The organism is Klebsiella sp. GFKo11 (genome assembly GCF_056490265.1).
In genome coordinates this window covers 4,371,433-4,385,084 of the sequence record NZ_CM151369.1, presented here as the reverse complement: position 1 = coordinate 4,385,084, position 13,652 = coordinate 4,371,433, and the positions used below count along the sequence as shown (strand labels likewise).

The following is a 13,652-nucleotide window of genomic DNA, read 5'->3' as shown; positions in this document are numbered from 1 at the left end:
TCTTTTGTTGCATTACCGGGATGTAAAGTGAATACAACGCTGTTTCGATGGCCGGTTCGGGTCTATTACGAAGACACCGACGCCGGTGGTGTGGTTTACCACGCCAGCTACGTCGCTTTTTATGAAAGAGCACGCACAGAGATGCTGCGCCACCATCACTTCAGTCAGCAGGTTTTGCTGGCTGAACGAGTTGCCTTCGTGGTTCGCAAAATGACTCTGGAGTATTTTGCGCCCGCCAGACTCGACGACATGCTCGAAATCCAGACGGAAATAACCTCGATGCGAGGCACCTCTTTGGTTTTCACGCAGCGAATCGTCAACGCCGAGAACGTCGTTTTAAATGAAGCTGAGGTTCTTATCGTGTGCGTTGATCCACTCTTAATGAAGCCTCGTGCGCTTCCCAAGTCTATTGTCGCGGAGTTTAAGCAGTGACTGACATGAATATCCTTGATTTGTTCCTGAAGGCGAGCCTTCTGGTTAAACTTATCATGTTGATTTTGATTGGTTTTTCTATCGCTTCCTGGGCCATTATTATTCAGAGAACGCGTATACTCAATTCGGCATCGCGTGAAGCTGAGGCGTTTGAAGATAAATTCTGGTCCGGTATTGAGCTTTCTCGCCTGTATCAGGAGAGCCAGGGCCGTCGCGATAATCTGAGCGGTTCGGAACAAATCTTCTACAGTGGTTTCAAAGAATTTGCCCGGTTACATCGTGCCAATAGCCATGCGCCAGAGGCGGTCGTTGAGGGGGCATCGCGAGCCATGCGCATTTCCATGAACCGCGAACTGGAAACGCTGGAAACGCATATTCCATTCCTCGGGACGGTGGGTTCCATCAGCCCGTATATTGGTCTGTTTGGTACCGTATGGGGGATCATGCATGCCTTTATCGCGCTGGGCGCGGTAAAACAAGCCACGCTGCAAATGGTGGCGCCGGGTATCGCCGAAGCGCTGATCGCTACGGCAATCGGCCTGTTTGCCGCTATTCCTGCGGTTATGGCCTATAACCGTCTGAACCAGCGAGTGAACAAACTTGAACTGAACTACGACAACTTTATGGAAGAGTTCACCGCCATTCTGCACCGTCAGGCGTTTACCAGCAGCGAAAGCAATAAGGGGTAAGCCATGGCCAGAGCACGTGGACGCGGACGTCGCGAACTGAAGTCCGAGATCAACATCGTTCCGCTGCTGGATGTCCTGTTGGTGCTGTTGCTGATCTTTATGGCGACAGCGCCGATCATTACGCAAAGCGTAGAGGTCGACCTGCCGGACGCAACGGAATCGCAAGCGGTGAAAAGCAACGACGATCCACCGGTGATTGTTGAAGTTTCCGGAGTAGGGCAGTACAGCGTGAAAGTGGGCCCGGAAACGCTGTCGCAGCTGCCGCCGGAACAGGTTATTGCCGAAGCCAGACGCCGACTTGAGGCGAATGAGAAAACGGTATTCCTGATCGGTGGCGCCAAAGAGGTGCCTTACGATGAAATTATTAAAGCGCTTAACCTGTTGCATAGCGCAGGGGTTAAATCGGTTGGCTTGATGACCAAGCCGATCTAATCGCTCGGGATATGTGCGCCCGCCAGAATGTTGGCTATGAGCTGAAAGCAGATCGTAGCCATGCAGATATAGCGGGCACAGGCGAACAGTTTTTGGGAACCGATAGTGTCAAAGGCAACCGAACAAAACGACAAGCTTAAACGAGCGATCATAGTTTCAGTCGCGCTGCACATCGTATTGATAGCGCTGCTGATCTGGAGTTCGTTTGATGAGCATCTGGATGCTTCAGCCGGCGGTGGCGGCGGTTCTTCTATTGATGCAGTAATGGTCGATCCGGGAGCGGTTGTGAATAATTACAACCGCCAACAGCAACAGCAGGCCAGCGCCCGTCGCGCCGCCGAGCAGCGGGAAAAGCAGGCTCAGCAGCAGGCGGAAGAGCTACGTGAAAAACAGGCCGCCGAGCAGGAAAGGCTGAAACAACTGGAACAAGATCGACTGCAGGCGCAGGAAGCGGCTAAAGAAGCGAAAGAACAACAGAAACAGGCCGAACAGGCTGCAGCAGAAGCTGCTGCAGCGGCGAAGGCCAAAGCGGACGCCCAGGCGAAAGAGGCGCAGGAAACGGCTGCTAAAGCCGCTGCTGACGCCAAAGCGAAGGCCGACGCTCAGGCTAAAGTCGCCGAAGCTGCTGCGGCAAAAGCAGCGGCTGATGCGAAGAAACAGGCAGAAGCGGAAGCCGCGAAAGCGGCCGCGGACGCACAGAAGAAAGCCGAAGCTGATGCGGCAAAGAAAGCGCAGCAGCAGGCAGAGAAGAAAGCTCAACAGGAAGCGGCTAAACAGGCAGCTGCTGAAAAAGCCGCTGCAGATAAAGCCGCGGAAAAAGCTGCCGCCCAGAAAGCTGCTGCTGATAAAGCGGCAGCCGATAAAGCCGCCGCGGCGGAAAAAGCCGCTGCCGAGAAAGCAGCAGCAGCCAAAGCTGCCGCTGCAGAAAAGGCTGCAGCGGATAAAGCTGCTAAAGCTGCTGCCGCTAAGGCCGCAGCCGCGAAGAAAGCTGCTGCAGCTAAAGAGGCAAGTGGTGTTGACGACCTGCTCGGAGACCTGAGCTCAGGTAAGAATGCGCCGAAAGCGGGTGGTGGAGCGAAAGGTAATAGTCAGCCTTCAAAAGACACAGGGACCTCTGGGGCAAACGGTGGTGATAGCGGCGCAGAAATAAGCGCTTATGCTAAGCAAATTCAGATAGCTATCCAGCGCCGTCTGTACGATGCGAGCCTTTATCAGGGCAAGCGGTGTGTTTTGCATATCAACCTTGCTCCTGATGGTACTTTAAAAGGCATAACGTCTGAGGGGGGCGATCCTGCGCTTTGCCAGGCTGCATTGACGGCGGCTAAAACTGCGACTATTCCTAAACCGCCTAGTCAGGCTGTTTATGAAAAAATAAAAAATGCCACACTGGACTTTAAACTGTAGCGATCTTCCCCGTTCAGGCGGGGAAAAACAAACTTCGGTAGTCCCAGGGTTTTGGTAGTTTTGTGTATTTGAGTTTGTTAACATTCTGCTAAATTATCGTGGGCTTTCCGCCTGGATAAGGGAGATATGATGAAGCAGGCATTACGAGTAGCATTTGGTTTTTTAATACTGTGGGCGGCAGTGCTGCACGCAGAAGTACGTATCGAGATCACCCAAGGGGTCGACTCGGCACGGCCAATTGGCGTTGTGCCGTTCCAGTGGGCGGGGCAGGGTGCTGCGCCGGAAGATATCGGTGGTATCGTAGCGGCTGACCTGCGTAACAGCGGTAAGTTTAATCCGCTCGATCGTTCGCGTTTGCCTCAGCAGCCGGGTAGCGCTCAGGAAGTGCAGCCTGCGGCATGGTCTGCGCTCGGTGTTGACGCCGTGGTCGTTGGCCAGGTTACGCAAAACCCGGACGGTTCTTATAACGTCGCTTACCAGCTGGTGGATACCGGCGGTGCGCCGGGTACCGTGCTTGCTCAGAACTCATTTAAAGTCACTAAACAGTATCTGCGCTATGCCGCACACGCTGCTAGTGATGCGGTATTTGAGAAGCTGACCGGTATTAAGGGCGCCTTCCGTACCCGCATCGCTTACGTTGTGCAGACCAACGGCGGTCAGTTCCCGTATGAGCTGCGCGTATCTGACTACGATGGCTACAACCAGTTCCTCGTCCACCGTTCAACCCAGCCGCTGATGTCTCCGGCCTGGTCTCCGGACGGCGCGAAACTGGCTTATGTGACCTTTGAAAGCGGTCGCTCTGCGCTGGTCGTTCAGACTCTGGCTAACGGCTCTGTGCGTCAGATTGCTTCGTTCCCGCAGCACAACGGCGCGCCGTCGTTCTCTCCGGATGGCAGCAAACTGGCCTTCGCCCTGTCGAAAACCGGTAGCCTGAACCTGTACGTGATGGATCTGGGTTCTGGTCAGATGCGTCAGGTCACCAACGGTCGCAGCAACAACACCGAACCAACCTGGTTCCCGGATAGTCAAAACCTGGCCTTCACTTCTGACCAGGCCGGTCGTCCGCAGGTGTATAAAGTCAATATTAATGGCGGCACGCCGCAGCGTATTACCTGGGAAGGTTCACAAAACCAGGACGCAGACGTGAGCGCAGATGGTAAAACTATGGTAATGGTTAGCTCGGCCGGTGGTCAGCAGCACATTGCTAAGCAAGATCTGGAAGCGGGTGGTGTGCAGGTTCTGTCATCAACGTTTTTAGATGAAACGCCAAGTCTGGCACCAAACGGCACTATGGTAATCTACAGCTCTTCTCAGGGGATGGGATCCGTACTGAATTTGGTTTCTACAGATGGGCGTTTCAAAGCGCGTCTTCCGGCAACTGATGGACAGGTAAAATCACCTGCCTGGTCGCCGTATCTGTGATAATAAATAATTGATTATTAAAGGAATCAAAGAAATGCAACTGAACAAAGTGCTGAAAGGGCTGATGATCGCTCTGCCGGTTATGGCAATCGCGGCGTGTTCTTCTAACAAGAACGCAAGCAACGACCAGAGCGGTGAAGGCATGCTGGGTGCCGGCACTGGTATGGACGGTAACGCGAACGGCGGCAACATGTCTTCCGAAGAGCAGGCTCGTCTGCAGATGCAACAGCTGCAGCAGAACAATATCGTTTACTTCGATCTGGACAAATACGATATCCGTTCTGACTTCGCTGCAATGCTGGACGCGCACGCTAACTTCCTGCGTAGCAACCCATCCTATAAAGTGACTGTAGAAGGTCATGCGGATGAGCGTGGTACTCCGGAATATAACATCGCTCTGGGTGAGCGTCGTGCTAACGCCGTTAAGATGTATCTGCAGGGCAAAGGTGTTTCTGCTGACCAGATCTCCATCGTTTCTTACGGTAAAGAAAAACCTGCAGTACTGGGCCACGACGAAGCGGCTTACGCCAAAAACCGTCGCGCCGTACTGGTTTACTAAGAGAATTGCATGAGCAGTAACTTCAGACATCATCTGTTGAGTCTGTCGTTACTGGTTGGCATAGCGGCCCCCTGGGCCGCTTTTGCTCAGGCGCCAATCAGTAGTGTCGGCTCAGGCTCGGTCGAAGACCGCGTCACTCAACTCGAGCGTATTTCTAATGCTCACAGCCAGCTTTTAACCCAACTCCAGCAACAACTCTCTGATAATCAGTCCGATATTGATTCCCTGCGTGGTCAAATTCAGGAAAGTCAGTATCAGCTAAATCAGGTTGTTGAGCGCCAGAAGCAGATTTTGCTGCAGATCGATGGTCTGAGCAGCGGATCAGGTGCAACAGGAGCACAGACGCAGACATCTGCGGGCGATCAGGGGGCTGCGGCCACCACGACTGCGCCAGCGGCTTCGTCAGGCGCTCCGGCGCAGACGGGCGATGCGAACACGGATTATAATGCGGCTATCGCCCTGGTTAAGGATTCTTCTCGCCAGGACGATGCCCTTGCGGCATTTCAGAACTTCGTCAAGAAGTACCCTGATTCAACTTATCAGCCGAATGCCAACTACTGGCTCGGTCAGTTGAATTACAACAAGGGTAAAAAAGACGATGCAGCGTATTATTTCGCTTCTGTGGTGAAAAACTACCCAAAATCCCCGAAGGCACCCGATGCGATGTTTAAAGTCGGCGTGATCATGCAGGACAAAGGTGACACGGCAAAAGCGAAGGCAGTTTACCAGCAGGTGGTCAGTAAATTTCCTGGCACCGATGGGGCAAAACAAGCGCAAAAACGCCTTAACGCTCTCGGATGATTATGGCATGACCAGGAATTGCGTTATTTCTGGTCTTGTCGCATGAATCCTAAGCAGTTAAGTGATCTTTATCTAAATTTTTGTTGCGCTGAATTCTGAAATCAGTAATATATGCCGCCGTTGCCAAGGGATATCGAATAAGCCCAAAGCGACAAAAATAGTGGGTCGTTAGCTCAGTTGGTAGAGCAGTTGACTTTTAATCAATTGGTCGCAGGTTCGAATCCTGCACGACCCACCACTAAAAGATGTATCCAGCGCAGTATCGGGTGATTAGCTCAGCTGGGAGAGCACCTCCCTTACAAGGAGGGGGTCGGCGGTTCGATCCCGTCATCACCCACCACTCGGGTCGTTAGCTCAGTTGGTAGAGCAGTTGACTTTTAATCAATTGGTCGCAGGTTCGAATCCTGCACGACCCACCAATTTCGATTGGTGACGAGTGAAGAAAGATTCAGGAAGTACCCGAGCGGGTCGTTAGCTCAGTTGGTAGAGCAGTTGACTTTTAATCAATTGGTCGCAGGTTCGAATCCTGCACGACCCACCATCCTGAATACTTCAAGCAGTAAAATCCCGCAAGGGGTCGTTAGCTCAGTTGGTAGAGCAGTTGACTTTTAATCAATTGGTCGCAGGTTCGAATCCTGCACGACCCACCAATGTAAAAAAGCGCCCTAAAGGCGCTTTTTTGCTATCTGCCATTCCTCAAAAATTATAACCATCCACAATACCTTAATGCTGCGCCATTCCACCGTCGCGCTGTGCTTACCGTGGCTACAATTGGCACAGGCCAGTAGCCCGGACAGATGCGCAGCATCGCCTCCGGGAAATGCTGTCTGGTGAACAAATTCCTCACGACATTTTCTGTACAATCGGCTATCTTGTTTAGCATATAAAACACCATAACCGTTTGAAGACCATTGATGGGCATATTAACGGTCTTTGAGTTAAGCCAGTAAAACGAGACTGCAAGATGAGCGTAATGTTTAACCCGGAATCGGCGATTTATCCTTTTCCTCCGAAGCCAATGCCGTTAAACCGCGATGAGAAGCATTTTTATCGTGAAAAAATAAAACGTCTGCTTCGCGAGCGCGATGCGGTGATGGTTGCCCACTACTACACCGACCCGGAAATTCAGCAACTGGCCGAAGAAACCGGCGGCTGTATCTCCGACTCCCTGGAGATGGCGCGCTTCGGCGCTCGCCATTCCGCCTCAACGCTATTGGTTGCTGGCGTGCGCTTTATGGGTGAAACGGCAAAAATCCTCAGCCCGGAAAAAACCATCCTGATGCCCACGTTGCATGCGGAATGTTCGCTTGATCTGGGCTGCCCGATTGAGGAATTTAACGCGTTCTGCGACGCCCACCCGGATCGCACCGTGGTGGTTTATGCCAATACTTCAGCGGCGGTGAAAGCGCGCGCTGATTGGGTTGTCACCTCCAGTATCGCCGTGGAACTCATTGAGCATCTGGATAGCATGGGTGAAAAAATCATCTGGGCGCCGGATCGCCATTTAGGCAGCTACGTACAAAAACAGACCGGTGCCGATGTCCTGTGCTGGCAAGGTGCCTGTATTGTTCATGATGAATTCAAAACTCAAGCGCTGGCAAGAATGAAGGCGCTTTACCCAAATGCCGCTGTACTTGTCCATCCGGAATCACCGCAATCGATTGTCGATATGGCCGACGCCGTGGGTTCTACAAGTCAGTTAATCAACGCGGCTAAAACGCTGCCACACAAGCAGCTGATTGTGGCGACCGACCGAGGTATTTTCTACAAAATGCAGCAGGAGGTACCGGAAAAAGAGCTGCTGGAAGCGCCGACGGCGGGCGAAGGGGCAACCTGTCGCAGTTGTGCACACTGCCCGTGGATGGCGATGAATGGCCTGAAAGCGATTGCTGAAGGGCTGGAGCGGGGAGGAGTCGAACATGAAATTCATGTTGATGAGAAACTGCGTACCGGCGCGTTAGTTCCGCTGAACAGAATGCTCGATTTTGCGGCTACACTTCGGGGATAACTCATTACCGCGTCACAGCACGCTCTGGGGATAAGATGGATTTTTTTAGTACGCAGAATATATTAGTGCACATACCCATTGGCGCCGGGGGATATGATTTATCGTGGATTGAAGCAGTTGGCACCGTTGCAGGCCTGCTATGCATCTGGTTGGCAAGCCTGGAGAAGATCAGTAACTATGCGTTTGGGCTGATCAACGTCACTCTGTTTGCCATTATTTTCTTCCAGATTCAGCTCTATGCCAGCCTGTTGTTGCAGATATTTTTCTTCGCCGCCAACGTTTACGGCTGGTATGCCTGGTCACGGCAAACCAGCGATAATCAGGCGGAGCTGCAAATACGCTGGCTACCGCTGCCTAAAGCGCTGGGTTGGCTGGTGGCCTGTGTGGTCGCTATTGGCTTAATGACTGTGTTTATCAACCCGGTCTTTGCCTTCCTGACGCGCATTGCCGTTGTGCTCATGCAAACGCTGGGGTTGCAGGTGGCGATGCCGGAGCTGCAGCCCGACGCGTTCCCATTCTGGGACTCGTGCATGATGGTGTTGTCGATTGCGGCGATGATTCTGATGACGCGTAAATATGTTGAGAACTGGCTGCTGTGGGTGATTATCAACGTCATTAGCGTAGTTATTTTCGCGCTCCAGGGCGTATATGCGATGTCGCTCGAATATCTGCTTCTGACCTTTATCGCACTCAACGGCAGCCGGATGTGGATTAACAGCGCGCGTGAGCGCGGTTCTCACGCGTTTTCTCGTTAGTGATGGTGATGATGCTCATGCCCGGCGTGCGACATGTTCAGACGGCACTCCGGGCCGCTACAGGGCTGATACTCCATCTGCACCGTAACGTGTTCAATCGCATATTTGTGCTGTAAGAAATGCAGAATGCGCTCCAGCAGGCCATCGTGATCGTGCGGCGGCACTACCTGAACATGCAGCGTCATCACCGTTTTCTCACCCACCAGCCAGGCATGAACATGATGAACGTCGCGCACTTCCGGTATTGAGCGGCGTAAGTCGCGCTTGAGTGCATCGACATCAAGCGAACGCGGCGCACCTTCCAGAAGTTCATTGATACTCTCCTGAAGCAAACGCCAGGCGCTACGCAAAACCAAACACGAAACCAGCACGGAGAGAATCGGGTCGATTGGCGTCCAGCCGGTGGTAAGAATCACTATTGCGGCGATTATCGCTCCGACGGAACCGAGTAAATCCCCCAGTACGTGCAGAGCGGCGGCCCGCACGTTGAGGTTACGTTCCTCACCGCCGCGATGCAGGATCCAGAATGCCAGGATATTGGCCAACAACCCGGCAACGGCGATGATCATCATCGTTTTACCGGCAACCGGTTGAGGATGATGAAAGCGCTGGATGGCCTCCCAGACGATTAGGATGGTAATCACCACCAGGGCGATTGCGTTGAGAAATGCCGCCAGCGTGGTCAGCCGCAGCCAGCCAAAGGTGTGGCGCGTATTCGGCGGACGGCGGGCAAAGTGAACGGCTAAAAAAGCGAATAGCAAAGCTGCCGCGTCGGTAAGCATATGCCCGGCATCGGCCAGCAGTGCCAATGAGCTTGAGAGCAGTCCTCCAGCGACTTCAACCAGCATGAATCCGGCGGTTATACAGAACGCCAGCAGCAGGCGGCGAGCATTATTATCTTCAGGTTGTTGAGCAGGAGTATGCGAGTGTGAGTGCCCCATGGCGCCATCCCTACGTTATTATTTTCCCTATTACTTTAAGACAACATCGCGCTCTTAGTTTAACAAAATGCAAAAGGAGAGCCTGAGCTCTCCTCAATTATCAACATCACACGACGATTACTGGGTGGTGCCGTCAGTTTCACTGGCATCATCCTGGCCGACTTTTTTATCGGTATCCGGACAACGACCATCTTTACACATCGAGTTTTTATGCACTTCATCGCTCGACATGCCGTCATGGTTCATGTTTGAGCCATCGGGGTGGAGCATTGTGCCGCCGGTATTGCCGGAACCAGTATTAATGTTGCCGTTGTCCACATTGTTAGGCGCGACGTTCTCGCGTGCGTCAGGTGCGACCTGTCCGGCATCGGCTGCCGAGTTGGCCTGTCCGTTATTAGATTGCGCGCCAGTATCGGCGGCAAGAACCGCGCCGCTGGCCAGGCTCAGGGTTGCTGCGAGGAGAAGGCTGGTGAGTTTGTTCGTTTTCATTAGATGCTCCTGTTATGGTCGATTTGTCGGATAACGCTTCCAACAGTGCATTTATCAGAGGCTTAGCTCGCGATGGTTAAAGGCTCGGTATCAGCGAACGGCATTAATATATAATGCTGAATGCTAAAGAAAATTAAGTTCTAACAGTTAAAAATTGTAGTTTATGGTCATCATTCCGCTACTTTATGGTCGAATTTAGCCTAATTCCAGGAGTATTCTGTCGGTGCTGTAAAATCACGTTTACACTTTTTGACTGAAGAGATAGATTGGAGGGATTGCATTTAACTAGATAAGTATGGCAACGCTGGAAATAAGATGAATTATCAGAACGATGACTTACGCATTAAAGAGATCAACGAATTATTACCTCCCGTTGCGCTCCTGGAGAAATTCCCTGCTACCGAAAATGCGGCTAATACCGTTGCGCATGCTCGCAAAGCGATCCATCAGATCCTGAAAGGTAATGACGATCGCCTGCTGGTGGTGATTGGTCCGTGTTCCATTCACGATCCGGCGGCGGCGAAAGAGTATGCTGAACGTCTGCTTAAGCTTCGTGAAGAGCTGAAGGGTGAGCTAGAAATTGTGATGCGCGTTTATTTTGAAAAACCGCGTACCACCGTGGGCTGGAAAGGGCTGATTAACGATCCGCATATGGATAACAGCTTCCGCATCAATGATGGTTTGCGTATTGCACGTAAGCTGCTGCTGGATATCAACGACAGCGGGCTGCCTGCTGCCGGGGAATTCCTCGATATGATCACCCCGCAATATCTTGCCGATCTGATGAGCTGGGGAGCGATTGGCGCGCGTACCACCGAGTCACAGGTGCATCGTGAGCTCTCTTCCGGCCTCTCTTGCCCGGTGGGCTTTAAAAACGGCACCGACGGGACGATTAAAGTCGCGATTGACGCGATTAATGCTGCCGGCGCGCCGCACTGCTTCCTGTCGGTGACCAAGTGGGGTCATTCGGCTATTGTGAACACCAGCGGTAACAGCGATTGCCATATCATCCTGCGCGGCGGTAAAGAGCCGAACTATAGCGCACAGCACGTCGCTGAAGTGAAGGTTGGGCTGGCGAAAGCAGGGCTTCCTGCTCAGATCATGATCGATTTCAGCCATGCCAACTCCAGCAAGCAGTTTAAAAAGCAGATGGATGTCGGCGTGGATGTCTGTCAGCAGGTTGCCGGCGGCGAACAGTCGATTATGGGCGTGATGATTGAAAGCCACCTGGTGGAAGGTAATCAGAACCTCGAAAGCGGCGAGCCGCTGACCTACGGCAAAAGTATTACCGATGCCTGCATCGGCTGGGAAGATACCGATGTTATCCTGCGTCAACTGGCGGATGCGGTAAAAGCGCGTCGTGGCTAGCTGAAGCGTTTTCCAGGTTATAAAAACCGGCTAATGAAGCCGGTTTTTTTGTATTTAATTTTCTTTAATCACAAAGGGTTAATTCCGCGTTTAAAACTTTTGAGATGATTGAAATCAAATTTTTACATATTTGTCGATCGTAGTATAAAATTTTACATAACGACAGATATTAATCATGAATAAATCCATCCAAGTGGCATCTTTCTTCCCTTTGCTCCTTACTCTGGCACCACAAAGCACCTTCGCTGCAACCTCCCCGGAAGAGGTCATGGTTGTGACTAGCAAACCTTCAGATGATTCGACGCATGCTGCATCTGGCTCCGGATTCAAAACTAATGATATCGATATCGGACCGCTGGGAAACAGAAGCTGGGTTGAGACGCCGTATTCCACAACGACCGTCACCAAAGAGATGATTGAAAACCAGCAGGCGCACAGCGTGAGCGAATTGCTGAAGTATTCTCCCAGCACGCAGATGCAGGCGCGCGGTGGAATGGATGTCGGCAGACCGCAAAGCCGGGGCATGCAGGGTAGTGTTGTCGCGAATAGCCGACTTGATGGCTTAAATATTGTCTCCACAACGGCATTTCCGGTCGAAATGCTTGAGCGACTGGACGTTCTTAATAGCTTAACCGGGGCGCTTTATGGCCCGGCAAGCCCGGCAGGACAGTTTAATTTTGTCGCTAAACGTCCTACACAAGAGACGCTGCGCAAAGTTACCCTGGGTTATCAAAGTCGTAGCGCCTTCACCGGTCAGGCTGATCTAGGCGGACATTTCGATGATGAAAACCGCTTTGGCTATCGCGTCAATGCGTTGAACCAGGAAGGTGAGGGTAACCTGGATGACAGTACGCTGCGTCGCAAACTGCTTTCCGTTGCTCTGGACTGGAATATTCAGCCGGGAACTCAGCTGCAGCTGGATGCCAGCCACTATGAGTTTATTCAAAAGGGGTATCCAGGCAGCTTTAGCTATGGCCCTGGGATCAAACTGCCTTCCGCACCCGATGGGAAAAATAAGAATCTCGCACTCAGTACCGCCGGTAATGACCTGACGACCGACACCGTGAGCACGCGACTGATTCATTATTTCAATGATGACTGGTCATTGACTGCAGGGGTGGGCTGGCAGCAGGCGGACCGCGCAATGCGTAGCGTTTCCAGCAAAATAATCAATAATCAGGGCGATATCAGCCGTTCAATGAAAGACTCCACGGCGGCGGGACGTTTCCGGGTGTTGAGCAATACCGCGACGTTAAGCGGGCATGTGGATACGGGCTCTATCGGTCATGATATTGCGCTCTCGACTACCGGTTACGTCTGGTCGATCTATGGCGCAAAAGGGACCGGAGCGACGTATAACTGGGGAACGACCAATATGTATCATCCGTCGGAAATGTACGAACAGGGTGATGGCAAAATCAACACTAACGGCTCGCGCTATAAATCCAGTGTTAATACTCAGCAGAGCATTACGATTGGGGATACCGTGACGCTGACGCCGAAGTGGTCCGCCATGTTCTACCTCAGTCAGAGCTGGATCCAGTCAAAAAATTACGATAAAAGCGGTGATAAAACGGCTCAAATTGATGAAAACGGCCTGAGCCCGAATGCGGCGGTAATGTATAAAATTACGCCGAATGTGATGGCCTATGTGAGCTATGCAGAATCCCTGGAACAGGGGGGAACGGCGCCGACGAACAGTGATATTAAAAATGCCGGACAAACCCTCGACCCATATCGTAGTAAACAGTATGAGATGGGGCTAAAAGCCGATATAGCGGGGATGAACCTTGGTGCAGCGCTGTTCCGCCTTGAGCGCCCTTTTGCATACGTAGATCCTAATGACAATGTGTATAAAGATCAGGGGAACCAGGTTAACAACGGGCTGGAACTCACCGCATCCGGCAACGTCTGGCAAGGGCTGAACATCTATAGCGGCGTAACGTTCCTTAATCCGAAGCTGAAAGATACCGTCAGCGATTCCACCAGCGATAAGCAGGTTGTTGGGGTACCTAAAGTGCAGGCAAACCTGCTGGCGGAATACAGTTTACCGTCGATGCCGCAGTGGGTTTATAGCGCGAACGTTCATTATACCGGGAAGCGCGCGGCTAACGATACCAACACCGCGTGGGCCAGCAGCTATACCACTTGGGATCTAGGTACTCGTTACACTACCAAAATCAACAACCTGCCGACGACCTTCCGTGTGGCCGTGAACAACGTGTTCGACAAGCATTATTGGGCATCAATTTTCCCGTCAGGTACCGATGGTGACAATGGCTCGCCGAGCGCCTTTATTGGCAGCGGGCGAGAGGTGCGCGCCACTGTAACCTTTGATTTTTAAGGGGTAAG

General features: G+C 52.2%; 13 protein-coding genes and 5 tRNA genes. 16 read left to right on the top strand and 2 right to left on the bottom strand.

All coding sequences use genetic code 11. The annotated features are described in order from the left end of the window. Positions 1-27: 27 nt before the first annotated feature. From ybgC to pnuC, 14 genes are all read left to right on the top strand, one after another. Positions 28-432: a tol-pal system-associated acyl-CoA thioesterase gene (gene ybgC, locus AC07P6_RS21270; protein WP_110276825.1), complete on the top strand. Its 405-nt coding sequence runs from the start codon at positions 28-30 to the stop codon at positions 430-432. Further along, positions 429-1,121 carry a Tol-Pal system protein TolQ gene (gene tolQ, locus AC07P6_RS21265; protein ID WP_110276824.1) on the top strand — a complete coding sequence of 231 codons (693 nt, stop codon included), beginning with the start codon at positions 429-431 and terminating at the stop codon, positions 1,119-1,121. The genes ybgC and tolQ overlap by 4 nt, the downstream gene beginning before the upstream one ends. A 3-nt stretch (positions 1,122-1,124) precedes the next feature. Further along, entirely contained in the window at positions 1,125-1,553 is a 429-nt protein-coding gene (gene tolR / locus AC07P6_RS21260) for a colicin uptake protein TolR (protein WP_087828655.1), read from the top strand. Positions 1,554-1,658: 105 nt separating this feature from the next. Next, positions 1,659-2,957, top strand: coding sequence for a cell envelope integrity protein TolA (tolA, locus tag AC07P6_RS21255; protein ID WP_434659718.1), 1,299 nt, complete (start codon positions 1,659-1,661; stop codon positions 2,955-2,957). Positions 2,958-3,086: 129 nt separating this feature from the next. Next, entirely contained in the window at positions 3,087-4,379 is a 1,293-nt protein-coding gene (gene tolB / locus AC07P6_RS21250; protein ID WP_110276822.1) for a Tol-Pal system beta propeller repeat protein TolB, read from the top strand. A 34-nt stretch (positions 4,380-4,413) separates the two neighbouring features. Next, positions 4,414-4,938: a peptidoglycan-associated lipoprotein Pal gene (gene pal, locus AC07P6_RS21245; protein WP_110276821.1), complete on the top strand. Its 525-nt coding sequence runs from the start codon at positions 4,414-4,416 to the stop codon at positions 4,936-4,938. Positions 4,939-4,947: 9 nt separating this feature from the next. Beyond that, positions 4,948-5,739 carry a cell division protein CpoB gene (gene cpoB, locus AC07P6_RS21240; RefSeq protein WP_110276820.1) on the top strand — a complete coding sequence of 264 codons (792 nt, stop codon included), beginning with the start codon at positions 4,948-4,950 and terminating at the stop codon, positions 5,737-5,739. A 162-nt stretch (positions 5,740-5,901) separates the two neighbouring features. Then, positions 5,902-5,977: transfer RNA gene (locus tag AC07P6_RS21235), tRNA-Lys, on the top strand. A gap of 26 nt (positions 5,978-6,003) precedes the next feature. After that, positions 6,004-6,079, top strand: a tRNA-Val gene (locus AC07P6_RS21230). Between the two features lie 3 nt (positions 6,080-6,082). Further along, positions 6,083-6,158, top strand: a tRNA-Lys gene (locus tag AC07P6_RS21225). Between the two features lie 46 nt (positions 6,159-6,204). Further along, positions 6,205-6,280: transfer RNA gene (locus tag AC07P6_RS21220), tRNA-Lys, on the top strand. A gap of 33 nt (positions 6,281-6,313) precedes the next feature. Next, positions 6,314-6,389, top strand: a tRNA-Lys gene (locus tag AC07P6_RS21215). Between the two features lie 314 nt (positions 6,390-6,703). Beyond that, on the top strand, positions 6,704-7,747 hold the full coding sequence (gene nadA / locus AC07P6_RS21210; protein ID WP_182237273.1) for a quinolinate synthase NadA: 1,044 nt from the start codon (positions 6,704-6,706) through the stop codon (positions 7,745-7,747). Positions 7,748-7,782: 35 nt separating this feature from the next. Further along, positions 7,783-8,502, top strand: coding sequence for a nicotinamide riboside transporter PnuC (pnuC, locus tag AC07P6_RS21205; protein ID WP_478314542.1), 720 nt, complete (start codon positions 7,783-7,785; stop codon positions 8,500-8,502). On the opposite strand, the gene zitB is transcribed toward pnuC, so the two are convergent. Both zitB and AC07P6_RS21195 read right to left on the bottom strand, forming a co-directional pair. After that, on the bottom strand, positions 8,499-9,443 hold the full coding sequence (zitB, locus tag AC07P6_RS21200; RefSeq protein ID WP_478314540.1) for a CDF family zinc transporter ZitB: 945 nt from the start codon (positions 9,441-9,443) through the stop codon (positions 8,499-8,501). The two genes, pnuC and zitB, sit on opposite strands and share 4 nt — an antisense overlap. A 117-nt stretch (positions 9,444-9,560) precedes the next feature. Then, entirely contained in the window at positions 9,561-9,932 is a 372-nt protein-coding gene (locus AC07P6_RS21195; RefSeq protein WP_478314539.1) for a YbgS-like family protein, read from the bottom strand. A 315-nt stretch (positions 9,933-10,247) separates the two neighbouring features. On the opposite strand from AC07P6_RS21195, the gene aroG reads away from it, so the two are divergent. Both aroG and AC07P6_RS21185 read left to right on the top strand, forming a co-directional pair. Continuing rightward, positions 10,248-11,300, top strand: a complete 1,053-nt coding sequence (aroG, locus tag AC07P6_RS21190; RefSeq protein WP_110276815.1) for a 3-deoxy-7-phosphoheptulonate synthase AroG — start codon at positions 10,248-10,250, stop codon at positions 11,298-11,300. A gap of 268 nt (positions 11,301-11,568) precedes the next feature. Further along, positions 11,569-13,644 carry a TonB-dependent receptor gene (locus tag AC07P6_RS21185; protein ID WP_228727530.1) on the top strand — a complete coding sequence of 692 codons (2,076 nt, stop codon included), beginning with the start codon at positions 11,569-11,571 and terminating at the stop codon, positions 13,642-13,644. Positions 13,645-13,652 lie beyond the last annotated feature (8 nt).